This window comes from Pseudomonas sp. Irchel s3b2, from assembly GCF_900187445.1.
Lineage (GTDB): Bacteria > Pseudomonadota > Gammaproteobacteria > Pseudomonadales > Pseudomonadaceae > Aquipseudomonas.
Map to the genome: position 1 here is coordinate 23,686 of NZ_FYEB01000018.1, position 25,306 is coordinate 48,991.

The window sequence follows — 25,306 nt, forward strand, 5'->3', positions numbered from 1 at the left end:
CCTCCTAAAAAACCCTGTGTGGTTTCAGTGCCGGCCGCAGCTCAGCGGCCCGGCCTCGCCACGCCTGAAGAAAATTTCGGGAGTCCACCATGCGTGCTGCTCAATTAAAAGCTGTTCTGCCACGGGAGCTATTGGCTTCGGTGGTTGTGTTTCTGGTCGCCCTGCCCTTGTGCATGGGTATCGCCATCGCCTCGGGGCTGCCGCCGGCCAAAGGCTTGATCACCGGCATCATCGGTGGTCTGGTGGTCGGCTGGCTTGCCGGTTCACCGCTGCAAGTCAGCGGCCCGGCGGCGGGTCTGGCGGTATTGGTGTTCGAACTGGTGCGCCAGCATGGTATCGCCATGCTCGGGCCGATCCTGCTGCTGGCGGGCTTTCTGCAATTGGTGGCTGGACGCCTGAAGCTGGGTTGCTGGTTTCGGGTCACGGCGCCCGCGGTGGTGTACGGCATGCTCGCCGGGATTGGGGTGCTGATCGTGCTGTCGCAGGTGCATGTGATGCTCGATGCCGTGCCCAAGCCTTCGGGGCTGGATAATCTGGCGGCCTTCCCCGCTGCAGTGATTCAGGCTTTGCCTTCGTTTGGCTGGCAAGCAGGTTTGCTCGGACTGTCGACCATTGCCGTGATGTGGTTGTGGGAAAAACTGCGTCCGCATTCCCTGCGGTTCGTTCCCGGAGCATTGCTCGGGGTTGGCCTGGCAACGGTCGCCAGCCTGGTGCTTGCATTGCAGGTCAAACGCGTGGAAGTCCCGGCCAACCTGGCGGAGGCCATCGATTGGTTGCGTCCGTCGGACCTGCTCAACCTGGCTGACCCGGCGCTGCTGATCGCGGCCTTCGCCGTGGCCTTTATCGCCAGCGCCGAAACCCTGCTCTCGGCCGCCGCAGTGGACCGCATGCACAGTGGACAACGCTCGGACTTCGACCGCGAACTGTCAGCACAAGGCGTCGGTAATATGCTCTGTGGCTTGCTCGGTGCGCTGCCGATGACCGGGGTGATCGTGCGCAGTTCGGCCAACGTTCAGGCCGGCGCCACCACCCGACTGTCGACGGTGTTCCACGGTCTGTGGTTGCTGGCTTTCGTGCTGCTGCTATCGAGCGTGCTGCAAAGCATTCCAGTGGCGAGCCTGGCGGGCGTCCTGGTTTACACCGGTTTCAAACTGGTGGACCTCAAGGCCTTTCGCGGCCTGGGCCGTTATGGCCGGATGCCGATGTTCACTTATGCGGCGACCGCACTGGCAATCATCTTCACCGACCTGCTGACCGGCGTGCTGATCGGCTTCGGCCTGACGCTGGCCAAACTGGCCTGGAAAGCTTCGCGCCTGAAAATCAGCCTGATCGATCTTCCAGCGGACGGCGAAATGGAACTGCGACTGGTGGGGGCGGCGACTTTCCTCAAGGTACCGGCGCTGACCCAAGTGCTGGGGAGCATTCCCGCAGGTGCAACGGTGCATGTGCCGCTCAATAACCTGAGCTATATCGATCACTCGTGCCTTGAGTTGCTGGAGGAATGGGGCCGGGCCAATGCGGCCAAGGGTTCGAAGCTACTGATTGAAGCGCGAGGGTTGAAGCGCAGGCTTGAAGGACGGTTGCGCACCACAACCGGAGTCGGTTCAGCCGCTTAAGCCACTTATAGGAGCGAGGGCTTGCCCGCGAAGGCGGCGTGTCAGTCGACATCAATGTTGAATGTCACGCCGCCTTCGCGGGCAAGCCTCACTCCTACAGGTATTGCATAGACTTACGCGGCTGGCTGATCCAGCTCAAGCCCCACGCCCAATTGGCGCGACAGGCACGGCCAGCGCTTCCACGCGGCGCCGGTGTCCGGGCTGTTGAGTTTCTCGCGGTAGGCTTCTACCGACTCCAGCGCGAAACTTTCATCGTTAAGCATCTCGTCCACAGCGTGATGCACCGCCTCATCCAGTTGATTGGCAAATTCCTCGCCGATCAATTGGTGGGCAATCAGGTTGGCAACAGTCATGTCCAAGGGGATCAATGGCTGGCCAAAATGCTTGATGTACAGATCGTTGACCTCTTCGACCAACCGATGCGCCAGGTAAGCTTCATCCAGCAGGCCGTCCAGGCCGATATGACCGGCCATGATCGCCGGCGGCTGGAGGAAGAACTGCTCGGCGATTTTCAATACCGGTTTGATCTGCGATTCGATGCCCGCTTCCCTCGCGACTTCATTGGCTGCGTCCAGCAGGTCCGGTACTTGTTCTATATACGCGGCCACAAAACGCGTCATCACGCCGTTGGCATCGATATCCGGCAATTGGATGGCGGAATGAAGGTGCGGCAGTTGGGTTTCCAGTTGACGAGTTAACAGGCCGGTCTCGGCCTCATGTTGTTGGGCTTTTTGGATCTGCTCGCGCAATGCGGCGGTGTTCATGAAAACTCCAGGAAACAAAGGCAATGAAATAGGGAAGACATAACTTAGCTGGCTTACGAAAAAGGCTAAGACGCATTTGTCATAATTATTTCATCCTTGAGACTTCAAAGTTATATCCATTTGCCACCACTCGTCTGCATCCTTCTCCATTCGCGACCTGGAACGCAAGTCCAACCTGTTTCGGTTGATTTACGCCATCGCGTTGCGAGGTGGCAGTCGCTGTCTATACTCGGTTTTGAATGGAGTTAGCTGATGACGCCCGACTGCATATGCAGCAAGGCTCGGCGATTCAAGTTCGTAGTCTGAAAAAGCCGCTCCCTTGCCGCAGGTGAAAGCCGGCGGGATAAAAAGAACTATAAGGGGAACCCGCAATGATGCGACATCCACATGTCTGGATGGGCCTCCTGTTGTGGTCGATTTTCAGTCAGGCGCAAGCGGCCTGGACTGTGAATATGGCGCCTGGAGCGACTGAAATCAGTCACGCAGTATTCGATCTGCACATGACCATTTTCTGGATCTGTGTAGTGATCGGCATCATCGTCTTCGGCGCCATGTTCTGGTCGATGATGGTCCACCGCCGCTCTACCGGGCAGGTGGCCGCCAAATTTCATGAAAGCACCACCGTCGAAATTCTCTGGACCATCGTGCCCCTGCTTATTCTGGTGGCCATGGCGGTCCCCGCAACCGCCACCCTGATCAAGATGTACGACAACACTGAGCCGGATATCGATATCCAGGTCACCGGCTACCAGTGGAAGTGGCACTACAAATACCTGGGTCAGGACGTCGAATTCTTCAGCAACCTGACCACCCCTGCCGATCAGATCCACAACAAGGAAGCCAAGGGCGAGCATTACCTGCTGGAGGTCGACAAGCCGCTGGTGCTGCCGATCGGTGCCAAGGTGCGCTTTCTGGTGACCTCCGCCGACGTCATCCACTCCTGGTGGGTGCCGGCCTTCGCGGTCAAGCGCGATGCGATTCCGGGCTTCGTCAATGAATCCTGGACCCGTGTCGAAAAGCCCGGCATCTACCGTGGCCAGTGCGCCGAGTTGTGCGGCAAGGACCACGGTTTCATGCCGATCGTGGTCGAGGTCAAGGAAAAGGCCGATTACGAAACCTGGCTGGGCGAACGCAAGGCGGAAGCTGCGCAGCTCAAAGAGCTGACCAGCAAGGAATGGACTCTCGACGAGCTCAAGGAACGCGGTGACAAGGTCTATCACACCACCTGCGTGGCCTGTCACCAGGCTGAAGGCCAAGGTCTGCCGCCGATGTTCCCGGCACTCAAGGGCTCGAAAATCGCCACCGGGCCGATCAAGGATCACCTGAACATCGTCTTCCACGGCAAGCCCGGCACTTCCATGGCGGCGTTCGGCAAACAGCTGTCGGAAGTCGATATCGCGGCGGTCGTGACCTATGAGCGTAACGCCTGGGGCAACAACAAAGGCGACATGGTCACCCCTAAAGAAGTGCTGGAGCTGAAACAGGCGGAAAGCCAATGACCCGGTCTATTGCGTACGTAAGGAACCGCTCGGGGCATGACGCCCCGGCCCGCCCAGCCCATCCGTTTGCAGGAGACAGGACATGACAGCTGTAGTCGATGACCATGTTCATACCGGCACCGCCCACGCCCACGGCCCCGCCAAAGGCCTGATGCGCTGGGTGCTGACTACCAACCACAAGGATATCGGCACGCTGTACCTGTGGTTTGCGTTCTCCATGTTCCTGCTGGGCGGCTCGTTCGCCATGGTGATCCGGGCCGAACTGTTCCAGCCGGGACTGCAAATCGTCCAGCCGGAATTTTTCAACCAGATGACCACCATGCACGGCCTGGTGATGGTGTTCGGTGCGGTGATGCCGGCCTTCGTCGGCCTCGCCAACTGGATGATCCCGTTGATGGTTGGCGCGCCGGACATGGCCCTGCCACGGATGAACAACTTCAGCTTCTGGCTGTTGCCGGCAGCGTTTCTGCTGCTGGTATCGACCCTGTTCACCCCCGGTGGCGGGCCAAACTTCGGCTGGACCTTCTATGCACCGCTGTCGACGACCTACGCACCGGAAAGCGTGACGTTCTTCATCTTCGCCATCCATTTGATGGGGATCAGTTCGATCATGGGGGCGATCAACGTGATCGCGACCATCCTCAACCTGCGCGCCCCCGGCATGACGTTGATGAAAATGCCGCTGTTCGTCTGGACCTGGCTGATCACCGCATTCCTGCTGATCGCGGTGATGCCGGTATTGGCCGGCTGCGTGACCATGATGCTGATGGACATCCACTTCGGCACCAGCTTCTTCAGTGCCGCCGGTGGCGGTGACCCGGTACTGTTCCAGCATGTGTTCTGGTTCTTCGGTCACCCCGAGGTGTACATCATGATCCTGCCGGCCTTCGGTGCCGTCAGCTCGATCATTCCGGCCTTTTCGCGCAAGCCACTGTTTGGCTACACCTCGATGGTCTACGCCACGGCGAGTATTGCGTTCCTGTCGTTCATCGTCTGGGCGCACCACATGTTCGTGGTCGGCATTCCGCTGGTGGGCGAGTTGTTCTTCATGTACGCCACGCTGCTGATCGCGGTGCCCACCGGGGTCAAGGTGTTCAACTGGGCCAGCACCATGTGGCAAGGCTCGCTGACCTTCGAGACGCCGATGCTGTTCGCCGTGGCGTTCGTCATCCTGTTCTCCATTGGCGGGTTCTCCGGTTTGATGCTGGCCATCGCACCGGCGGACTTCCAGTACCAGGACACTTACTTCGTGGTCGCGCACTTCCACTACGTGCTGGTGCCGGGGGCGATCTTCGGGATCTTCGCCTCGGCCTACTACTGGATGCCGAAATGGACCGGCCACATGTACGACGAAACCCTCGGCAAGCTGCACTTCTGGCTCTCGTTCATCGGCATGAACCTGGCGTTCTTCCCGATGCACTTCGTGGGCCTGGCGGGCATGCCGCGGCGGATTCCGGACTACAACCTGCAATTCGCCGACTTCAACATGGTGTCGTCGATCGGTGCGTTCATGTTCGGGGCCACGCAGATCTTCTTCCTGTTCATCGTGATCAAGACCATTCGTGGCGGCGAGCCGGCACCGGCCAAACCGTGGGATGGCGCCGAAGGCCTGGAATGGAGCATTCCATCGCCCGCGCCGTATCACACCTTCACCACGCCGCCGGAAGTGAAATGAACGCACACCCCGTAGGAGCTGGCTTGCCAGCGAAGGCAGCGATTCGGTGTGTCAGACATACCGCTTTCGCTGGCAAGCCAGCTCCTACAGGGTTCAGTGTGGAGGGCTTGCATCGTGGCTGATTCGATTTCGACGAAGAAACTGGTCACCCGCCTGTTGCTGGTGGTGGTGGCGATGTTTGTTTTCGGCTTTGCCCTGGTGCCGATCTACGACGTGATGTGCCAGGCGTTCGGCATCAATGGCAAAACCTCCGGGCAGTATGAAGGCGAGCAAACGGTCGACGTCTCGCGGCAGGTTCGCGTGCAGTTTCTGTCGACCAACTCCGCCGACATGACGTGGGATTTCTATCCCAAGGACGATGAACTGGTCGCTCACCCGGGGGCGGTGAACGAGATGATTTTTATCGCCCACAACCCGACCGATCGGCCGATGAGCGCCCAGGCGGTTCCGAGCATCGCACCCAGCAACGCAGCCGCGTACTTCCACAAGACCGAATGTTTCTGCTTTACCCAGCAAGTGCTTCAGCCCGGTCAACGCATCGAGATGCCGGTACGGTTCATCGTTGACCGCGACATGCCCAAGGAAGTGAAGCACCTGACGCTGTCCTACACGCTGTTCGATATCACCGCACGTCATCCGCCCGTGGCTGTTGCAGCAAGTACCGGCGGCTAGGCGTTAAAGCGTGCCCGATAAGGAGAACAATAAATGGCAACTCACGAACATTATTACGTTCCAGCCCAGAGCAAATGGCCGATCATCGCCACGGTCGGCATGTTCGTCACGGTGTTCGGCCTGGGCACCTGGTTCAATGACCTGAAGGCTGCGCGGCCGGAATCCCACGGCCCGCTGATCTTTTTCGTTGGCAGCCTGTTGCTGGCCTACATGCTGTTCGGCTGGTTCGGTACGGTGATCAAGGAAAGTCGCCAAGGGTTGTACAGTGCACAGATGGACCGCTCGTTCCGCTGGGGCATGAGCTGGTTCATTTTCTCGGAGGTGATGTTCTTCATCGCCTTTTTCGGTGCGCTGTTTTATGTGCGCAACATCACGGGCCCGGCATTGGGTGGTGAAGGCACTAAAGGCCTCGCCCACATGCTGTGGCCGACGTTCGAATTCACCTGGCCGCTGCTGAACAATCCGGACCCGAAACTCTTTCCTCCACCCAAGGAAGTCATCAGCCCCTGGGGCCTGCCGCTGCTCAATACCGTGCTGCTGGTGAGTTCCAGCGTCACCGTGACCATTGCTCACCACGCCTTGAAGAAAGGCCATCGCGGCGCACTGAAAATCTGGCTGGCGCTGACCGTGTTGCTCGGTTGCGCGTTCCTCGGTTTCCAGGCCGAAGAGTACATCCACGCTTACCACGAACTGGGCCTGACTCTGGGTTCCGGCATCTACGGCGCAACGTTCTTCATGCTCACCGGTTTCCACGGGGCCCATGTGACCATCGGCACCATCATTCTGTTCGTGATGCTGATGCGGATCATGCGCGGGCACTTCGATGCCGACCACCAATTCGCCTTCGAGGCGGCGAGCTGGTACTGGCACTTCGTGGACGTGGTGTGGATCGGGTTGTTCGTTTTCGTCTACGTGCTGTAGGAGCGAGCTTGCTCGCGAAGGTATGTCAGACACGTTGAATTCGACTGATACACCTTCGCGAGCAAGCTCGCACCTACAGCTACCAAGGCACGTGAGACACCAACTGGCCGCTGAAAAAACCCCAGGCGATCAAGCCGACAGTGGTGGCGGCCAGCGCAACACGAACACTCAAGGCGATGACCAGGCGATTCGAGTGGCTGTCGTCCTTGACCAGAAAAAACAGGCCGCTGAACAGGCTGACAACCGTGGCAATCAGCATCAGGACGATGGCTGCTTTGAGCATGGTGACACTCCGGGGGACAGGCGATGCATTTGAGTATAGCTATCGCGATTACCGACTTTCTGGCGATGCCATGAAACGCTTCCGGCCGGGCCTCGTGCCGACCTTGGTGGTCGCGGTGCTGCTGCCCTTGCTGGTGTCACTCGGGTTCTGGCAGTTGAGCCGGGGCGCGGAGAAAAGCGCGCTGCTGCAAAGCTACGCCGAGCGCCGGGCGGCCGAACCGATGGCCAGCACCGAACTGCAACACACCCAAGATCCGGCCTTCCGCCGGGTTCGCCTGCATGGCCAGTTCGATGCCGAACACAGCCTGCTGCTGGACAACCGTCAGCGCGACGGCAAGGTCGGGGTCGAGTTGCTGCAACCGTTTCAGGACCGGGCAACCGGGCTGTGGCTGCTGGTCAATCGCGGCTGGTTGCCGTGGCCGGATCGGCGCACACCACCGTCATTCACCACGCCGACTCAGCCAATGAGCCTCGACGCCTGGGTCTACGTATCCCCCGGTGCAACGTTCCAATTGCACGCCGACCCAAACGCCACGACCTGGCCACAACTGATCACCGCCGTTGAGCCGGCCAGGCTCTGGGCGGTGCTTGATCGTGACGGTTTCGCCTACGAATTACGCGCGCAAAGCGGTCCCGCGACCTACCAGGCCGATTGGCCGGTGGTGGCCATGGGGCCGGAAAAACACGTGGCTTATGCCGTGCAGTGGTTCGCCCTGTCGATCGCCCTGCTCGGCCTTTACCTCTATCTCGGCTGGCACAACGCAAAGGAGAACAATAATGGGAGCGGCCATGAATCCACCCGGCATGTCTGAGGCGAAAACGCCGGTAAATCGGCGGCGCGGGCGCTTACAGTTGCTACTGATCCTATTGGGAGTGGTGGGTCCGATGATCCTCGCCACCGGCATGTACAAATTGCAGTTCTGGGTACCCGAGGGCCGCAGTTATCACGGTGAACTGATCGGCAACGGCCAGACCCGCGCCGACATCGGCGTGCAGGCGCAAGAAGACCGCTGGCAGTTACTGGTGACAGCGCCCAGGGATTGTTCGGTGGACTGCCAGCAGTTGGTGTATCTGGCGCGCCAGATCCAGATCGGCCTCGGTCGCGAGGCCTCCCGCGCCAGCCATGCGCTGGCCATCGCGCAGCCGCTGAACAGCGATTACGAGACTAAACTTCAACGCGAGTACCCGCAGTTGCAGCGCTATTCGCTGGACCCGCCGACCTACATCAAAGGCGCTAAGAGCAATGACACGCCGCACCTGTGGATCATCGACCCTCACGGCAACCTGGTGCTGCGCTACGACCCGACGGTGAAGGGCAAGGACCTGCTCAACGACCTGCGCCATTTGCTGAAACTGTCGAACATCGGATAAGGGCATCGTCATGGCCAAACCTGGATTTCGCCTCGCGCTGTTTGCCACCTTGCTGGCACTGATTGTGGTGTTGCTCGGCGCCTACACACGCCTGACCCACGCTGGCCTCGGCTGCCCGGACTGGCCCGGCTGCTACGGCTTTATCAGCGTGCCGAACAGCGAAGCCCAATTGGCCCATGCCGAACTGCATTTTCCCGACGCGCCGGTAGAAGCCCACAAAGGCTGGAATGAGATGCTTCATCGCTACTTTGCCGGCACGTTGGGGCTGTTGATCACGGTGCTGGCGGGCCGCGCCTGGACCCATCGTCATCACCCGGGGCAGCCGGTGAAATTACCGTTGTTCTTGCTGGCGGTGGTGTTCGCTCAAGCGGCGTTCGGCATGTGGACGGTGACGCTCAAGCTCTGGCCGCAAGTGGTCACCGGGCATTTGCTCGGCGGCTTTGCGACGTTGAGTCTGTTGTTTCTGCTGACCTTGCGCCTGTCCGGCGTGTTGCCGGCGCTGACCGTGCCTCGACGTTTGCAGCACTGGGCGACCGCCGGCTTGTTGCTGGTGATCCTGCAAATTGCCCTTGGTGGCTGGGTCAGCTCCAATTACGCGGCGGTGGCCTGCATCGACTTTCCGACCTGCCACGGACAATGGCTGCCACCGACTGATTTCGCCAACGGCTTTCACCTGACCCAACACATCGGCCCCAATTACCTGGGCGGGCAACTGGACAGCGATGCCCGCACCGCGATTCACCTGACTCACCGCATCGGCGCATTACTGGTCACCTTCGTTCTGCTCGGTCTGGCCTGGCAACTGAAGGTCGTCGGCATGACGCGCTTGGCCGCCATGGTGTTGATCGCCCTTGCCGCACAAATCACCCTGGGCATCAGCAACGTGCTGTTTCATCTACCTCTGCCGGTGGCTGTCGCCCACAACGCGGGGGGCGCGGCGCTGTTGCTGACGATGGTGCTGGTCAATTACCACGCGCGGACCAGTCTGGTTCGGGTCAAGCAGCCGACACGCTGGCGCTTCAGCCCGCGTAAACATTCAACCGGGCCCATAACAATAAAAGGAGAGATGCCATGGCGATTCTGATCGGCGAACGTCACAGCCAAGCCATCTGGCGGGATTACCTGGAACTGACCAAGCCCAAAGTGGTGGTGCTGATGCTCATCACCTCGCTGGTCGGCATGTTCCTCGCGACCCGCGCCGGGGTGCCGTGGACGGTGCTGGTGTTCGGCAATCTGGGGATCGCCTTGTGTGCCGGCGGTGCGGCAGCGGTGAACCATGTGGTGGACCGACGGATCGATGCGGTGATGGCGCGCACCCACAAACGTCCCTTGGCTGAAGGCCGGATTTCGCCGGCCGCCGCGCTGACCTTTGCCCTCGTGCTGGCGATACTCGGTCAGGCTTTGTTGCTGGCCTTCACCAATCCGCTGACCGCGTGGCTGACCCTCGCCTCGCTGCTTGGCTATGCGGTGGTCTATACCGGCTTCCTGAAACGCGCGACGCCGCAGAACATCGTCATTGGTGGCCTCGCCGGTGCGGCCCCGCCGCTGCTTGGCTGGACCGCCGCCACCGGCCATGTCAGCGCCGAACCGTTGCTGCTGGTGCTGATCATCTTCGCCTGGACCCCGCCGCACTTCTGGGCATTGGCGATTCATCGCAAAGAGGAATACGCCAAGGCTGACATTCCAATGCTGCCGGTGACCCATGGCGAGCACTACACCAAAGTCCACATCCTGCTTTATACCTTTGCGCTACTGGCCGTCAGCCTGATGCCCTACGTGATCCACATGAGCGGCGTGCTCTACCTGATTTGTGCCCTTGTACTGGGCGCGAGGTTTCTGCAATGGGCCGTGGTGCTGTACCGTGGCACTCGGCCGCACGCGGCGATCAACACGTTCAAGTACTCTATTTACTACTTGTTCCTGCTGTTTATCGCGCTGCTCGTAGACCACTACTTACTGTTGAACCTATGACTCGAACCCAGAAAACCGTCTTCATTCTCGTCGCCTTGATCGCGCTGATCCTGGGCCTGACCATCAATAAAGTACTGACCGGAAAAAACCAGGGCGACCCGACGGCACTGATCGATGCGGGAATCATCCTGTTGCCCCAAAGCCGTAACCTGCCGGACGTGAAGATGACCGATCAGGACGGTAAGCCTGTGGCGGTCAACGAGCTCAAAGGCAAGTGGAGCTTGCTGTTCTTCGGCTACACCTTCTGCCCGGACATCTGCCCGACCACCCTCGCCCAGCTGCGGCAGATCAAGAGCGAACTGCCAGCGGATTCGGTGGACAAGTTGCAGATCGTTCTGGTCAGCGTCGACCCGAATCGCGACACACCCAAGCAACTCAAGCAGTACCTGGGCTACTTCGATCCACAGTTCATCGGGCTGACCGCATCTTCGGTGGAAGACATTCAGAAACTGGCCAATGCGGTGAGTATTCCGTTCATTCCGGCGGACACCAGCAAGCCGAACTACACCGTCGACCACAGCGGCAACCTGGCAGTGATCGGCCCGGATGGGACTCAGCGCGGGTTCATTCGTGCACCGTTGAACAATCAGAAGCTGGTGGCGCAGTTGCCGGTGATGCTCAAGCGCGAATAACCAACACCACCCTGTAGGAGCCCGGCTTGCCGGCGAAGGCGATCTCATGGACGCCTTCGCCGGCAAGCCGGGCTCCTACAGGGTTGGTATTTCAGGCATAAAAAAACGGGGACGCAATCAATGCGTCCCCGTTTTTCTTATTGCGTCAGATCAGAACGCCGGCAATACCGCGCCTTTGTACTTCTCGAGAATGAAGGCTTTCACTTCCGGGCTATGCAGCGCAGCAACCAGTTTCTGCATCGCTGCGTTGTTCTTGTCGTCCGGACGGGCAACGAGGATGTTCACGTACGGCGAGTCGCTGCCTTCGATGACCAGCGCATCCTTGGATGGATCGAGCTTGGCTTCCAGCGCGTAGTTGGTGTTGATCAGCGCCAGGTCGACCTGAGTCAGCACGCGCGGGATGGTCGCGGCTTCCAGTTCGCGGAATTTCAGGTCCTTGGTGTTTTCGGTGATGTCCTTAACGGTCGACAGGATGTTGTTGGAATCCTTCAACTTGATCAGGCCAGCCTTTGCCAGCAGCAACAGTGCACGACCGCCGTTGGTGGCGTCGTTCGGGATCACCACGTTGGCGCCGCCCGGCAGCTCGGTCAGCGTTTTGTGTTTGCTGGAGTAAGCGCCCAGCGGTTCCAGGTGCACACCGGCAACGCTGACGAGGTTGGTGCCCTTGGCCTTGTTGAACTCATCAAGGTACGGCTGGTGCTGGAAGAAGTTGGCGTCCAGACGCTTCTCGGCCACCTGTACGTTCGGCTGGATGTAGTCGGTGAAGACCTTGACCTTCAGGTCCACGCCTTCTTTGGCCAGGGCCGGTTTAACGAACTCGAGGATTTCCGCGTGAGGCACCGGAGTGGCCGCGACGGTCAGGATGTCGGCAGCGTGTGCGGAAAAGGCTGCAACGGCAGCGAACGCGACGAGTAGTTTTTTCATTCAGCTAACTCCTTGTGAGGCGCCCGTTTGGCGCCTGCCAGCGAATGGCCGGCTCATGACTTATTTACGTGAGAAATGGACAACCAATTTGTCGCCAACGGTTTGCAGCACTTGAACCAGCATCAGCAGCAACACCACCGTCACAACCATCACATCCGTCTGGAAACGCTGGTAACCGAAACGTATCGCCAGGTCGCCCAGGCCGCCAGCGCCGACCACACCGGCCATTGCCGTGTAGGACACCAGTGTAATCGCTGTCACCGTAATCGCCGCGAAGATGCCCGGGCGTGCTTCTGGAAGCAAGGCATTGGTGATGATCTGACGTGTCGTCGCGCCCATGGCTTGGGTCGCCTCAATGATGCCGCGATCCACTTCACGCAGGGCGGTTTCAACCAGTCGCGCGAAGAACGGCGTGGCGCCCACTACCAAGGGTGGAATCGCACCGGCGACACCCAGGGAGGTGCCTGTGATCAACACGGTGAACGGAATCATCACGATCAGCAAAATGATGAACGGCAGCGAACGCAGAATGTTCACCATCAGCGACAACATCGCGTAGACGCCTTTGGCTTCCAGCAACTGGCGCGGGCTGCACAGGAACAACAACACGCCCAGCGGCAGACCCAACAGCACGGTGAACAACAGCGAACCGCCGAGCATCAGCAGGGTGTCGCAGGTAGCCAGCCAGATTTCGTACCAGTCGATATTGGAAAAGAAACTCATCAGGACGTCCATCAGCGCAGCACCTCCATGTGGACGTCAGCTGCGGTGAAGTGGGCAAACGCCGCTTCCATGTCGCCACCGGTGACGGCCAGGGTCAATTGCCCATAAGGGACGTCTTTGATGCGATCGATGCGACCGGCCAGGATGCTGTAGTCCACGCCCGTTTCCCGGGCGACGGTACCCAGCAACGGCGCGTAGGTCGCTTCGCCCTGGAAGGTCAGACGCACAATGCGCCCCGGTACGTGGGCGAAGTCATCGCGCTGTTCGCTTTCGTCGATTTGCTCGTCTTCCTGCACGAAGCGCTTGGTGGTCGGGTGCTTGGGATGCAGGAACACCTCGGCCACCGAACCTTGCTCGACGATCTTGCCGGCATCCATCACTGCCACCTGATCGCAGACCCGACGGATCACATCCATTTCGTGGGTGATCAGGACGATAGTCAGTTTCAACTCGCGGTTGATCTCGGCCAGCAATTGCAGGACCGACGCCGTGGTTTGCGGGTCCAGGGCACTGGTGGCTTCATCGCACAGCAAGACTTTCGGTTTGGTTGCCAGGGCGCGGGCGATGCCGACACGCTGCTTCTGACCACCGGACAATTGCGCCGGGTACTTTTTCGCATGGTCAGACAGACCGACCCGCGCCAGCAACTCCGCCACACGCCGGTCGATTTCGCTACGGGACAGTTCACCGGCGAGGGTCAGCGGCAGCGCGACGTTGTCGGCCACAGTCTTGGACGCCAGCAGGTTGAAGTGCTGGAAAATCATCCCGACCTGCTGACGGAAACGCCGCAGGCTATTGGCGTCTAGCGCGGTGACTTCTTCGCCATCGACGATGATCTTGCCGCCACTGGAGTTCTCCAGGCGGTTGATCAGACGCAGCAGGGTACTTTTTCCCGCGCCGGAATGGCCGATCAGGCCAAAGACCTGCCCATTCTCAATCGTCAGATTGGTTGGATGCAGGGCGGGAATATCCTTACCGGCGACGCGGTAAGTTTTGTGGACGTTTTGAAACTCGATCACGTAGCGAACCTTGTGGGGCGCGTTAGAAAGGGATCAGCGGTTAGCCGGGCGCGCATTTTAGCCTGTCCGTATAGAGGTTCTTAGCATTTATTTCGCATCCAACCAGCGATTTGGCAATAACGCGATCAAAGGTAGGGGAGCCTAAGGCCAAGGCGATTCCTGCTGGAGGATCTTTTTCGAATGGGAGGACGCCTTCGCGGGCAAGCCTCGCTCCTACGGGTTTAGCGTCGTTCGTTGATTAAGGAAACGATACCAACCTGTAGGAGCGAGGCTTGCCCGCGAAGCTTTTAAGGCTTACGCGGACTCAAAACCATTTGCGCCGGAATGTTGCGCAGAATCTGCTTCTCCAGCTTCAGATCAAACTCCGAATCCAGTTTCTTCACCCGTTTTGTCAGCAGCGTGGCCAGCCATGGGTAATCCTGGGTGCGCGGCGCCTGAATGCTCACGTCGCATTGATAATTCACTACATCGGCGGCGATGGCATCCAGTTGACGACGAAGCTTGCTCATATCGGTGAGGTTCAACGCCACCGTAGTGCTTTCAGCCGTCGGGTCGATGACTTTGGCCTGAGGTTTGGCTTCGGCAGCCTTGAGGGCCGCTTCGGCTTGATCCAGTTCAGCCTTGCGCGCATGAACAATGGCGCTGTTAACGCCGCCGGTCAGCGCCGGAGCCTTGGGCATCAATACCCGGGCACGGCTGAGGGCAGTGGCCGCGGCATTCACATCACCTTTTTGCAACACGATCTGGCTACGCAGCAAATAGGCTTCAGCCAATTGCCGCTGGTATTGCTCGAGGGATTGATCGTTGGGTGACTCGGCCTGCAAGGCTGCCAATTGTCCTTCGGCCGTGGCCAGCTCGCTGCTGGCCAGGCTTTGTTCCAGCTGTGCGATGGCCGTGGCCCGCGCATCGGGATCCTCGGTGGCCGCCGGTGGCGTGCTTTGGCAAGCGCCCAGCAGCAGCGAAAATGCGACAAGGAGCAGATAACGGGAGGCGAACGGCTTCATTCCTGCGACTCTCTATTTGCGCAAAAAACGAGCAAGTCTACACCCCTCGACGGGGCAGGACAAAACTCAGCAGAAACAGCGCGGCGGCCGTCACCACAATCGACGGGCCGGCCGGGGTGTCCTTGAACCAGGACAACGCCAGCCCGCCACACACCGCGAGCATGCCCAGCAGGCTCGCGCCCAATGCCATCTGCTCCGGCGAGCGGGCGTGACGCTGTGCCGCAGCCGCCGGAATAATCAGTAACGAAGTAATCAGTAACACGCCGACGATTTTCATCGCCACCGCGATCACTACTGCGATCAGCAACATCAGGGCCAGGCGCAACGCCGCCACTGGTAAACCTTCCACCTTGGCCAGTTCTTCGTGCACCGTGATCGCGAGCAAGGGTCGCCACAGCGTGACCAGCAATGCCAGCACCGCCGCGCTACCGCCGAGGATCCAGACCAGATCGGTCGGGCTGATCGCCAGCAAGTCGCCGAACAGATAAGCCATCAGGTCGATCCGCACTTCATGCATGAAGCTTAGTACCACCAGCCCCAGGGAGAGCGTGCTCGGTGCGAGAATTCCCAAAAGCGTGTCGGATGCCAGCGGCTGACGTTGTTGCAGCGTCACCAGCAATACCGCCAGCAACAAGCAGCCTACAGTGACGGCAACGGTCGGGCTGACATCCAGCAGAAAACCCAGCGCCACACCGAGCAGTGCGGCGTGGGACAGGGTGTCGCCGAAATAGGCCATGCGCCGCCAGACCACGAACGAACCCAGCGGGCCCGCGACCAGCGCCAGGGCCAGACCTGCAAGCAGGGCGAAGAGCAGAAAATCAGCCATGCTTGCAGCTATCTCCATGAACGTGGGTAGTGGCCGACGGGGCCGCGCTGACCACCGAACCATGCAAATCGTGGGCATGGTCGTGATGGTGGTGATAAATAGCCAGGCTTTGTGCGTTTTTTCCGAACAGTTCGACGAATGCCGGATCGCCGCTGACCTGTTCAGGATGCCCGGAACAGCAGACGTGGCGGTTCAGGCACACCACCTGGTCGGTGGTGCTCATCACCAGATGCAAATCGTGAGAAACCATCAATACGCCGCAACCATGACGGTCGCGCAAGCGTGTAATCAAGCTGTAGAGCTCTGCTTGACCGGCCACATCGACGCCTTGCACCGGCTCATCAAGCACCAGCAATTCCGGCTCGCGCAGCAATGCCCGCGCCAGCAGTACACGCTGCATTTCGCCACCGGACACACTTTGCACCGGGCTATCGATCACCTGTTCGGCACCGACTTCCTTGAGGGCGGCCAAGGCCCGAGCGCGATCCACGCCCGGCACTAGACGCAAGAAGCGCAGCACCGACAGCGGAAGGGTCGGATCGACGTGAAGTTTTTGCGGCATGTAACCGACCCGCAGTTTCGGCTTGCGCCACACACTGCCGCTGTCCGGCTTCAACAGGCCAAGCACCGCGCGTACCAGCGTGGTTTTGCCGGCACCGTTGGGGCCGATCAGGGTGACGATCTGCCCCGGCTCGACGCTCAGCTCGATGTTGTCCAGCACGTTTTGCCCGGCAAAGGTGACGGCTACCTGCTCAAGGCGAATCAGCGCGTTGCTCATCAAGCCCCCTGGCAACCCGAGCAGAGACCAATGACTTCAACGGTCTGGGCCTCGACGATAAATCCGACATCCCTGGCGCTGCCGATGATCGCGTCGCTGATGGATTTCTGTTCGAGTTCGATCGCGGCGTGGCATTCGCGGCAGATCAGGAACTGGCCTTGGTGAGCGTGTTCCGGGTGATTGCAGCCGACGAAGGCGTTCAGCGAAGAGATCCGGTGTACCAGGCCGTTTTCCAGCAGGAAATCCAGCGCGCGGTACACGGTTGGAGGCGCGGCGCGGCGGCCGTCCTGCTCACTGAGCACCGCCAGAATGTCATAGGCACCCAACGGTTTGTGGCTTTGCCAGACCAGTTCCAGCACTCGCCGGCGCAAAGCGGTCAGTCGCAGCCCCTGACGTGCGCACAAGGCATCGGCCTCAGACAATGCGCTATGCACGCAATGAGAGTGGTCGTGGGGACGGCTGGCGATCGGTGTTTTAGGCATGAGCGGCGACGAGTTTTGTGAGAGACGTTATTATGTTACCCGTTCTCGCCTCTTCGAGTGGTCATCGTGTCCCGACTTTTTTCTACGTTTGTCGCATTTGTCGCAAGTTTTCTGCTGATCGGCTCAGCCCAAGCCGAAGTCAAAGTGCTCACCAGCATCAAGCCCCTGCAGCTGATCGCCGCTGCGGTACAGGACGGTATAGCGGTTCCGGAAGTCTTGCTGCCGCCCGGCGCTTCGCCCCATAACTATGCCTTGCGCCCTTCCGACGTACGGAAAGTGCAATCGGTGGAGCTGGTGTACTGGATCGGCCCGGACATGGAAGGTTTCCTGCCTCGCGTGCTGAAAGGTCGTACGCTGCCCAGTATCGCGGTGCAGGATTTGCCTGGCCTGAAACTGCGACATTTCGCCGAAAATAACCACTCTGACGCCGAAGAAGCGGACGAGCATGATCACGATCACCGCCCCGGCAACCTGGATGCGCATTTGTGGTTGTCACCGATCAATGCCCGCGTGATCGCCACCAAAATGGCCACCGATCTGAGTGCTGTAGATCCAGCCAATGCGGCGCGCTACCAGAGCAATCTCAAGGCGTTCGATGAGCGTCTCGATGCTTTGGACCTGCGCCTGAAGGCTCGCCTGGCAGGTATCGCGGGCAAGCCTTACTTCGTGTTCCACGAAGCCTTCGACTACTTCGAAGACGCTTACGGCCTCAAGCACACCGGCGTGTTCAGTGTCGCTGCCGAAGTGCAGCCCGGTGCCCAGCACGTGGCAGCGATGCGCACGCGGTTGCAGGAAGTCGGCAAGACCTGCGTGTTCAGCGAACCACCGTTGCGCCCGCGCCTGGCAGAAACCCTGGTGGCCGGGCTGCCGGTGAAACTGGCGGAACTGGATGCATTGGGCGGGTACACGCCAGCGACCGCTCAGGGGTATGAGCAGTTGCTGGAAAAGCTGGGGAATGATTTGGCGGGGTGTTTGGAGTCGTTGTAAACAGAAAGTTTGGTGGTGAATTGTTCGCGGGCAAGCCTCGCTCCTACAAGGATTGCACACATCCTGTAGGAGCGAGGCTTGCCCGCGAAGCTTTTAAAGGGCGAACGGCAACGGCGTACTGACCTTCTGCCGCTGCGCCAACCGCAGCTGAAATTCCATCGGATCGTGAATCAAAACATCCTGCCCGGCGAAAGACTCCGCGGCGATCAACCGCGACAACCAGAACCGTACGCACGCCACCCGCAGCATGGTCGGCCATAGCTCGGCTTCGGCAGCGGTAAACGGTCGCAGCGCGGCATAAGCGCCCAACAATGCCCGCGCCCGAGCGCCATCAATCTGCCCTTGCTCATCCGAACACCAATCGTTCAAGGCAATTGCCACGTCATAGAGCATCGGCCCCGAACAGGCGTTGTAGAAGTCAATCAACCCGGTCAGGTGCGTGCCTTCGAACATCGCGTTGTCGCGGAACAAGTCCGCGTGGATATTGGCCCGCGGTAGTGCCAGAATTTTCGTCTTCTGCTGCGTGATTTCATCCAGAGCCCGTTGCAGCAGATCGCTTTGCTCGGCATTCAGGTGCGAGAGCAACTGCGTGCCCTCCTCCAGCATCCAGTCCAGGCCGCGATCGGTTTTACGTTTGATCATGTTGGCCTGGGTCGCCAGATGCAGATGAGCCAGCAGCTCGCCGACCTGAGCGCAATGCTGCGCGTTGGCGTCCTTGATGTGCTTGCCCGCCAGACGTGGCTGCAACAGCGCAGGTTTACCGGCCAGTTCGCGCAACGCGACGCCGTCGGTGGTGCGCAACGCATAAGGCACTGGAAGATCAGCGTCGTGCAGTACATCGAGCAATTCGATGAAAAACGGCATCTCCTGCACCGGGCCGCGCTCGACCAGAGTCAGGACAAATTCGCCCTGCTCCAGGCTGATAAAGAAATTGGTGTTTTCGCTACCGGCGGCGATCCCCTGGAAATCAAGCAGGCGGCCAAGCCCGTAAGGGGCGAGAAAGGTTTCCAGCTCGGGCCGAGCCAGGGGAGTGAACACAGACATGGTTAAAACTGCCAGTACGGGCGCTGCGACTGCCTGCGCCAATTTAAATTAGGAGCGGTTTACCACTCGAATATTTTCCACGACGGAATCAGCATATCCGGCTGATCCGAGCGAATGAAGTTACCGTCCGAACCATCAGCGCGCACCAGGAAATACGGTTTACCGACTTTCGGGGTCACCTTGATGGCATACAAAAAGCCATTTTGCCGATATTCCTGAATCGTTTTATCGCCTTCCGTGCGGATCGTTACATCCGGGTCCGCCGAGGGCGCGTCGTCCGCCGCCATGACAGCCAATGGAGTGATTGCAAACAAGCCAGCCAGCAACAAGCGATTTAGTGTGCGCATGATAACCTTGTCCCTTTGTCGTCAACGGTCCCGCTATTCTAGCGCCGGACCCGCCGAAAAGGTTGATCCTGCTCATGAGCCAAGCCCCCCTCGTCCTGGTGGACGGTTCTTCTTATCTGTACCGCGCCTTTCACGCGCTGCCACCGCTGACCACGTCCAAAGGCCTGCCGACCGGAGCGGTCAAAGGCGTATTGAACATGCTCAAAAGCCTGCGCAAGCAGTACCCGGACAGCCCGTTCGCCGTGGTATTCGACGCCAAGGGCGGGACGTTCCGCGACGCAATGTTTGCCGAATACAAGGCCAATCGCCCAAGCATGCCCGACGACATGCGGGTCCAGATCGAGCCGCTGCATGCCAGCGTCAAGGCCCTGGGCTTTCCATTGCTATGCGTGGACAACGTTGAAGCGGACGACGTGATCGGCACCCTGGCGCGCAGCAGTGCGGCCGCCGACCGCCCGGTGGTGATCTCCACCGGTGACAAGGACATGGCGCAACTGGTCGACGGGCACATTACCTTGGTCAATACGATGACCGGTAGCGCGCTGGACGTGGAAGGCGTGAAGGAGAAATTCGGCGTCGCTCCCGAGCAGATCATCGATTATCTGGCACTGATGGGCGATTCGTCCGACAACATTCCGGGCGTTCCGGGTATCGGTCCCAAGACCGCTTCCGGCCTGCTGGTCGGCGTGAACGGCGGCCTGACCGAGCTCTATGCGCAGCTCGACATCGTCCCGACCCTGCCGATTCGCGGCGCCAAAACCCTGCCGGCCAAGCTCGAAGAGCATAAGGAGATGGCGTTCCTCTCCTATCAACTGGCAACCATCAAGATCGACGTGCCGCTGGACATCGGTCTCGATGACCTGCAAATGGGCAAGCCGGATCACGACAAGCTCGCCGAGCTCTACACCCTGCTGGAATTCAAGAGCTGGTTCGAAGAGAACCAGCGCGATGCCAAGCGCTCGGGTCAGGACATTGTCGAGGTCGTCCAGGAACAGCCGGGCGCCATTGAAGCGAAGTACGAAACCATCCTCGACCAACCGCGTTTCGAGGCCTGGCTGGACAAACTCGACAAGGCGCCGTTGATCGCCTTCGTCACCGAAACCAACGGCAACGATGCCCAACATGCACAACTGGTGGGTCTATCCTTTTCCGTCGCGGCCAACGAAGCGGCCTACGTTCCGCTGACTCATTCCTACATGGGTGTGCCGGAACAGCTGGATCGCAACACGGTGCTGCTGGCGCTGAAGCCGCTGCTGGAAAACCCGAACAAACTGAAAGTCGGCCAGCACGCCAAGTTCGAGACCAATATCCTCGCCAATTGCGCTATCGGTGGTGATCAGAGCAACGGGATTGTTGTTCGGGGTATTGCCTACGACACCATGCTCGAGTCTTACGTACTGGACTCGACGGCCACCCGCCACGACATGGACAGCCTGGCACTCAAGTACCTGGGCCAAAGCAAGACCGACATTCAAGAGATTGCCGGCAAAGGCGTCAAACAGCTGAGCTTCGACCAGATATCTCTTGAGCTCGCTGGCCCCTATGCCGCCGAAGACGCCGACGTCACTTTCCGCCTGCATCTGGCATTGCAGGAAAAACTGGCAACGACGCCAAGCCTGGGCAAAGTGCTCAACGACATTGAAATGCCGCTGATGCCGGTTCTGGCCCGAATCGAGCGCCAGGGCGCGCTCGTGGACGCCAACCTGCTGGGCATCCAGAGCGTCGAGTTGGGCGAGAAACTGGTCGCCCTTGAGCGTGAGGCTTTCGCCATTGCCGGTGAAGAATTCAACCTGGGTTCGCCGAAGCAACTGGGCGTGATCCTCTACGAAAAGCTCGGCTTGCCCGTACTCAGCAAGACCGCCAAGGGCCAGGCCTCGACGGCCGAAGCGGTATTGGCCGAGTTGGCGGAACAGGACTACCCGCTGCCCAAGGTACTGATGCAGTACCGCTCACTGAGCAAGCTCAAAAGCACCTACACCGACCGTTTGCCAGAGCAGATCAATGCTCGCACCGGGCGCATTCATACGTCTTACCAGCAAGCGGTCGCCGCCACCGGACGTTTGTCGTCCATCGACCCGAACCTGCAGAATATTCCGATCCGTACCGCCGAAGGTCGTCGAATTCGTCAGGCGTTCGTCGCACCGAAAGGCTACAAGCTGCTGGCGGCGGACTATTCGCAAATCGAACTGCGGATCATGGCGCATCTGGCCAAGGACGAAGGCTTGCTGCACGCCTTCCGCAACAACCTCGATGTACACCGGGCAACGGCCGCAGAGGTGTTTGGTGTGGAGCTGGACGCGGTCACCAACGATCAGCGTCGTAGCGCGAAAGCCATCAACTTCGGTTTGATCTACGGCATGAGTGCGTTTGGCCTGGCCAAGCAGATCGGCGTTGACCGTAAACAATCCCAGGCCTACATCGACCGCTATTTCGCCCGTTATCCCGGCGTACTGGCATACATGGAGCGCACGCGCGCCCAAGCCGCCGAGCAAGGTTTCGTCGAGACCATTTTCGGTCGTCGTCTCTACCTGCCGGAAATCAATGCGAAAAACCAGGCTCTGCGCAAAGCTGCCGAGCGCACGGCGATCAACGCCCCGATGCAAGGCACCGCGGCGGACATCATCAAGAAAGCCATGGTAGCGGTGGATAACTGGCTGACATCGTCAGGCCTGGACGCCAAAGTCATCCTGCAGGTGCACGATGAATTGGTGCTTGAGGTACGTGAGGATCTGATTGACCAGGTACGTGAAGAGATTCGCGTGCACATGAGCAATGCCGCCCAACTGGATGTACCGCTCCTGGTCGAGGTGGGTATAGGCAACAACTGGGATGAGGCGCACTGAACCGCCTGAACACTCGTGCCTGCGGCCTTATGCCGCAACACAAAATAACGAAGGGCTATAGTGCGGAAAATTAAGTCGATTATTTCCAAAGGTTTTTGAAAATAGTCTGAACTAAATCCGTGAACCGTCACTCAGAGATACTGAATGGCTGGTGAAGCCCTTCGATGCTCCTATGTTGTGTTAAGTGTTGGCAGATATCTGGACCCCGCCCTAGCGGTCCGGAAACTTGAACCCCGGAACTTCTCCCTCCCCATACGAAGTCCGGGGTTTTTTTTGCCTGCTGATTTGTCTGGAGAGCTTTATTCGGCAGCCTCAGCGCCTTTGTCCGCCAGCTCCATCCAGCCCGCCAGTACAGTGTAGGCGTCTTCCAGCCCCATGCGTTTGGGTGCCGAAAACAGCTGGATAGTGATCGTATCGCCCCAGCCCTTGCGGATTTCCGACTGAACCTTGAGCAGCGTGTTCTTCGCCGCGCCGTAGGTCAGCTTGTCTGCCTTGGTCAGCAAAATATGCATCGGCATGCCACTGGCGACGGCCCAATCGAGCATCAGCAGGTCGAAATCGGTCATTGGATGACGGATGTCCATCATCAGAATCAAACCTTTCAAACTCTCGCGACCGCCCAGATAGGCTTCCAGGTGACGCTGCCAGTGCATCTTCAACGGGATCGGCACTTTCGCGTAACCGTAGCCCGGCAGGTCGACCAGACGGCGTTCATCGTCTAGCTTGAAGAAGTTCAACAGCTGTGTGCGACCCGGAGTTTTCGAGGTCCGCGCCAGGCTGGCGTGTGTCAGGGTATTCAACGCGCTGGACTTGCCGGCGTTGGAACGCCCGGCGAAGGCCACTTCAAAGCCTTCGTCGTCGGGGCATTGGTCGACTTTGGCGGCGCTGAGCATGAAGGTGGACTGTTGGCACAGGCCGAGGATGGGATTCTTGAGTTGCATGGGATTTCCGATGTGGGCGGCGCCGGGAATGGACGCGGCAAGCAGTGTCGTTTCCGTTTCAGTGACGCCAGTATATAATGCCGCAGATTTTGTGTGCGCTTTGTCCCAGCGTAGGATGAAGTTCACGAGAGCGATTGACCTTGATTGCGCACTAGAACGCAGCACGCTCTCAACCCTGAAAAGGTCGTTTTATGACGAAATGGCTGCTAGCTGCCGGTATCTTGATGCCGCTTTACAGCGCTCAGGCTACACAGGATCCGGAAGCTGTGTACAACCGTGTTTGTGGTGCCTGTCATTCCGGCCAACTACCTATGGCGCCCAAAAAGGGCGATCAGGAAGCCTGGACGCCGAGGTTGGCGAAAGGTATGGAGACGCTGGTGCAACACGTGACCCAGGGTTTCAAGGCGATGCCGCCGCGTGGTTTGTGCATGGACTGCAGTGCCGAGGATTACCGAGCCATCATCCAGTGGATGAGCGAGTAAACCCGGTCCATAACTCTTTAACCCTTAGCCGTAGTTGGATTAGCTGATGAACAAATTGATCGTGAGTCTGCTGTTGACCGTGGGGATCTCCGGCATTGCCCATGCTGCAGGTGATGCGACTGCTGGTCAGGCGAAAGCCGCAGTATGTGGCGCCTGTCATGGCCCGGATGGCAATAGCATGGCGCCTAACTTTCCGAAACTGGCAGGTCAGGGCGAGCGTTATCTGAACAAGCAGCTGCACGACATCAAGTCCGGCAAACGCACGGTGCTGGAAATGACCGGCCTGCTGACCAATCTGAGTGATCAGGACCTGGCTGATATCTCCGCCTATTTCGCCAGCCAGAAAGGCAGCGTTGGCGCCGCCGACCCGAAAGTCGTGGCTCGCGGTGAAGCACTGTTCCGTGGAGGCGATCTGGCCAAGGGCCTGCCAGCCTGCACCGGCTGCCACTCTCCAGATGGCAAGGGCAACGCTGCTGCCGGCTTCCCGCATCTGGGCGGCCAGCATGCCCAGTACGTCGGCAAGCAACTGACCGACTTCAGAAAAGAAGAAGGCGGCCGGACCAACGACGGCGATACCAAACCGATGCAGAGCATCGCTAAAAAGCTGAGCGACGAAGATATCGCCGCAGTCTCCAGCTATATTCAAGGCTTGCACTGAGGTCTGTGATCGAGCGTTGTGAGGGGTGTACATCTCTTGCAACGTTAACACTCGATTAATCCGTCGATGCAAACATAAAAAGGGTAGCTTTGGCTGCCCTTTTTTGTGGCCGCTGCCGTTACACTACAAACTCAAGCCCGCCAGGATCTGTCTGAAAACAGGTCGTGCGAGGCGACCCAATTGTCCAGGAGTAAAGCATGCGTAATCTGATCATCAGCGCCGCGCTCGTCGCTGCCAGCCTGTTCGGCATGACTGCCCAAGCCGCCGAAAAACCTGAAGCGCCCTATGTCGAGCTGAGCACTCCGGTCCCGGTGGCCGTGCCTGGCAAGATCGAAGTGGTGGAGCTGTTCTGGTACGGCTGCCCGCACTGCTATGCCTTCGAACCCGTTGTTAATCCATGGGCTGAAAAGCTGCCTTCCGACGTGAACTTCGTGCGCATTCCGGCCATGTTTGGCGGCCCTTGGGACGCACACGGCCAGATGTTCCTGACCCTTGAAGCCATGGGTGTCGAGAACAAGGTTCACGCAGCAGTTTTCGAAGCGATTCAGAAAGAACACAAGAAACTGACTGACAAAGAAGACATGGCCGACTTTCTGGCGACCCAAGGTGTAGACAAGGATAAGTTCCTGGCCACCTTCGACTCCTTCGCCATCAAGGGCCAGATCAACAAAGCCAAAGAACTTGCCAAGAAATATGAAATCACCGGCGTGCCTACCATGGTCGTCAACGGCAAATATCGCTTTGACATCGGCTCTGCCGGCGGTGCCGAACAAGCGCTGAAACTGGCCGACCAACTGGTCGCCAAAGAGCGAGCGGCGACCAAGGCCGTCGCCAACTAAGCGCGG

General features: G+C 59.3%; 27 protein-coding genes. 15 read left to right on the top strand and 12 right to left on the bottom strand.

What is annotated here, in order from left to right:
• Positions 1–89 precede the first annotated feature (89 nt).
• On the top strand, positions 90–1,616 hold the full coding sequence (locus tag CKW20_RS25745; protein ID WP_095055395.1) for a SulP family inorganic anion transporter: 1,527 nt from the start codon (positions 90–92) through the stop codon (positions 1,614–1,616).
• A gap of 113 nt (positions 1,617–1,729) precedes the next feature.
• Here the strand turns inward: CKW20_RS25745 and CKW20_RS25750 are convergent, their stop codons facing one another.
• Positions 1,730–2,380: a hypothetical protein gene (locus tag CKW20_RS25750; RefSeq protein WP_095055396.1), complete on the bottom strand. Its 651-nt coding sequence runs from the start codon at positions 2,378–2,380 to the stop codon at positions 1,730–1,732.
• A gap of 371 nt (positions 2,381–2,751) precedes the next feature.
• Here CKW20_RS25750 and coxB point away from each other — a divergent pair, with 371 nt between their 5' ends.
• The 4 genes from coxB (at position 2,752) to CKW20_RS25770 (ending at position 7,147) form a co-directional block, all read left to right on the top strand.
• On the top strand, positions 2,752–3,879 hold the full coding sequence (gene coxB / locus CKW20_RS25755; RefSeq protein WP_095055397.1) for a cytochrome c oxidase subunit II: 1,128 nt from the start codon (positions 2,752–2,754) through the stop codon (positions 3,877–3,879).
• 82 nt (positions 3,880–3,961) lie between these two features.
• A complete protein-coding gene (gene ctaD / locus CKW20_RS25760; RefSeq protein ID WP_095055398.1) occupies positions 3,962–5,554 on the top strand; it encodes a cytochrome c oxidase subunit I in 1,593 nt (530 codons plus the stop codon).
• Positions 5,555–5,668: 114 nt separating this feature from the next.
• Entirely contained in the window at positions 5,669–6,226 is a 558-nt protein-coding gene (locus CKW20_RS25765) for a cytochrome c oxidase assembly protein (protein WP_095055399.1), read from the top strand.
• A 33-nt stretch (positions 6,227–6,259) separates the two neighbouring features.
• Entirely contained in the window at positions 6,260–7,147 is an 888-nt protein-coding gene (locus CKW20_RS25770; RefSeq protein WP_095055400.1) for a cytochrome c oxidase subunit 3, read from the top strand.
• Between the two features lie 79 nt (positions 7,148–7,226).
• Here the strand turns inward: CKW20_RS25770 and CKW20_RS25775 are convergent, their stop codons facing one another.
• Complete coding sequence (locus tag CKW20_RS25775; protein WP_030129650.1) at positions 7,227–7,430, bottom strand: twin transmembrane helix small protein; 204 nt, start codon at positions 7,428–7,430, stop codon at positions 7,227–7,229.
• A gap of 70 nt (positions 7,431–7,500) precedes the next feature.
• Here CKW20_RS25775 and CKW20_RS25780 point away from each other — a divergent pair, with 70 nt between their 5' ends.
• Genes CKW20_RS25780 through CKW20_RS25800 form a run of 5 tightly spaced genes read left to right on the top strand, consistent with a single transcriptional unit; the run spans position 7,501 to position 11,403 of the window.
• Entirely contained in the window at positions 7,501–8,241 is a 741-nt protein-coding gene (locus CKW20_RS25780; protein ID WP_095055401.1) for an SURF1 family protein, read from the top strand.
• Positions 8,207–8,800, top strand: a complete 594-nt coding sequence (locus tag CKW20_RS25785) for a hypothetical protein (RefSeq protein WP_095055402.1) — start codon at positions 8,207–8,209, stop codon at positions 8,798–8,800. The genes CKW20_RS25780 and CKW20_RS25785 overlap by 35 nt, the downstream gene beginning before the upstream one ends.
• 10 nt (positions 8,801–8,810) lie before the next feature.
• Positions 8,811–9,884, top strand: coding sequence for a heme A synthase (locus CKW20_RS25790; RefSeq protein ID WP_095055403.1), 1,074 nt, complete (start codon positions 8,811–8,813; stop codon positions 9,882–9,884).
• On the top strand, positions 9,872–10,771 hold the full coding sequence (cyoE, locus tag CKW20_RS25795) for a heme o synthase (RefSeq protein WP_095055404.1): 900 nt from the start codon (positions 9,872–9,874) through the stop codon (positions 10,769–10,771). Before CKW20_RS25790 ends, cyoE begins: the two co-directional genes overlap by 13 nt.
• On the top strand, positions 10,768–11,403 hold the full coding sequence (locus CKW20_RS25800; RefSeq protein ID WP_095055405.1) for an SCO family protein: 636 nt from the start codon (positions 10,768–10,770) through the stop codon (positions 11,401–11,403). The genes cyoE and CKW20_RS25800 overlap by 4 nt, the downstream gene beginning before the upstream one ends.
• Before the next feature lie 150 nt (positions 11,404–11,553).
• Here the strand turns inward: CKW20_RS25800 and CKW20_RS25805 are convergent, their stop codons facing one another.
• The 7 genes from CKW20_RS25805 to zur form a co-directional block, all read right to left on the bottom strand.
• Positions 11,554–12,327: a MetQ/NlpA family ABC transporter substrate-binding protein gene (locus CKW20_RS25805; protein ID WP_095055406.1), complete on the bottom strand. Its 774-nt coding sequence runs from the start codon at positions 12,325–12,327 to the stop codon at positions 11,554–11,556.
• A 60-nt stretch (positions 12,328–12,387) separates the two neighbouring features.
• Positions 12,388–13,062, bottom strand: a complete 675-nt coding sequence (locus CKW20_RS25810) for a methionine ABC transporter permease (RefSeq protein WP_095055407.1) — start codon at positions 13,060–13,062, stop codon at positions 12,388–12,390.
• Positions 13,062–14,069, bottom strand: coding sequence for a methionine ABC transporter ATP-binding protein (locus CKW20_RS25815; RefSeq protein ID WP_095055408.1), 1,008 nt, complete (start codon positions 14,067–14,069; stop codon positions 13,062–13,064). Before CKW20_RS25815 ends, CKW20_RS25810 begins: the two co-directional genes overlap by 1 nt.
• A 287-nt stretch (positions 14,070–14,356) precedes the next feature.
• Positions 14,357–15,073, bottom strand: a complete 717-nt coding sequence (locus CKW20_RS25820) for a PA5502 family lipoprotein (protein WP_095055409.1) — start codon at positions 15,071–15,073, stop codon at positions 14,357–14,359.
• 37 nt (positions 15,074–15,110) lie between these two features.
• Entirely contained in the window at positions 15,111–15,899 is a 789-nt protein-coding gene (gene znuB / locus CKW20_RS25825; RefSeq protein WP_095055410.1) for a zinc ABC transporter permease subunit ZnuB, read from the bottom strand.
• Complete coding sequence (gene znuC / locus CKW20_RS25830; RefSeq protein ID WP_095055411.1) at positions 15,892–16,677, bottom strand: zinc ABC transporter ATP-binding protein ZnuC; 786 nt, start codon at positions 16,675–16,677, stop codon at positions 15,892–15,894. Before znuC ends, znuB begins: the two co-directional genes overlap by 8 nt.
• Entirely contained in the window at positions 16,677–17,159 is a 483-nt protein-coding gene (zur, locus tag CKW20_RS25835; RefSeq protein WP_095055412.1) for a zinc uptake transcriptional repressor Zur, read from the bottom strand. The genes znuC and zur overlap by 1 nt, the downstream gene beginning before the upstream one ends.
• Before the next feature lie 66 nt (positions 17,160–17,225).
• Here zur and CKW20_RS25840 point away from each other — a divergent pair, with 66 nt between their 5' ends.
• On the top strand, positions 17,226–18,146 hold the full coding sequence (locus CKW20_RS25840) for a zinc ABC transporter substrate-binding protein ZnuA (RefSeq protein WP_095055413.1): 921 nt from the start codon (positions 17,226–17,228) through the stop codon (positions 18,144–18,146).
• A 93-nt stretch (positions 18,147–18,239) separates the two neighbouring features.
• Here CKW20_RS25840 and CKW20_RS25845 read toward each other — a convergent pair whose 3' ends face one another.
• On the bottom strand, positions 18,240–19,190 hold the full coding sequence (locus tag CKW20_RS25845) for a homoserine kinase (protein ID WP_095055414.1): 951 nt from the start codon (positions 19,188–19,190) through the stop codon (positions 18,240–18,242).
• Between the two features lie 59 nt (positions 19,191–19,249).
• Positions 19,250–19,537, bottom strand: coding sequence for a DUF2782 domain-containing protein (locus tag CKW20_RS25850; RefSeq protein WP_008076254.1), 288 nt, complete (start codon positions 19,535–19,537; stop codon positions 19,250–19,252).
• 74 nt (positions 19,538–19,611) lie between these two features.
• Here CKW20_RS25850 and polA point away from each other — a divergent pair, with 74 nt between their 5' ends.
• Positions 19,612–22,380 (top strand): DNA polymerase I, encoded by a 2,769-nt coding sequence (polA, locus tag CKW20_RS25855; RefSeq protein WP_095055415.1) that lies wholly within the window; start codon positions 19,612–19,614, stop codon positions 22,378–22,380.
• 299 nt (positions 22,381–22,679) lie between these two features.
• Here polA and yihA read toward each other — a convergent pair whose 3' ends face one another.
• Entirely contained in the window at positions 22,680–23,321 is a 642-nt protein-coding gene (yihA, locus tag CKW20_RS25860; protein WP_030127882.1) for a ribosome biogenesis GTP-binding protein YihA/YsxC, read from the bottom strand.
• A 191-nt stretch (positions 23,322–23,512) separates the two neighbouring features.
• On the opposite strand from yihA, the gene CKW20_RS25865 reads away from it, so the two are divergent.
• The 3 genes from CKW20_RS25865 to dsbA all read left to right on the top strand — a co-directional run bounded on the left by CKW20_RS25865 (position 23,513) and on the right by dsbA (position 25,300).
• Positions 23,513–23,803 carry a cytochrome c5 family protein gene (locus CKW20_RS25865; RefSeq protein ID WP_095055416.1) on the top strand — a complete coding sequence of 97 codons (291 nt, stop codon included), beginning with the start codon at positions 23,513–23,515 and terminating at the stop codon, positions 23,801–23,803.
• Positions 23,804–23,849: 46 nt separating this feature from the next.
• The gene (locus CKW20_RS25870) at positions 23,850–24,461 is read left to right on the top strand and encodes a cytochrome c4 (protein ID WP_007902879.1); all 612 of its coding nucleotides are present in this window, start codon (positions 23,850–23,852) and stop codon (positions 24,459–24,461) included.
• 197 nt (positions 24,462–24,658) lie between these two features.
• Complete coding sequence (gene dsbA / locus CKW20_RS25880; protein WP_095055417.1) at positions 24,659–25,300, top strand: thiol:disulfide interchange protein DsbA; 642 nt, start codon at positions 24,659–24,661, stop codon at positions 25,298–25,300.
• The last annotated feature ends 6 nt before the right edge of the window (positions 25,301–25,306 follow it).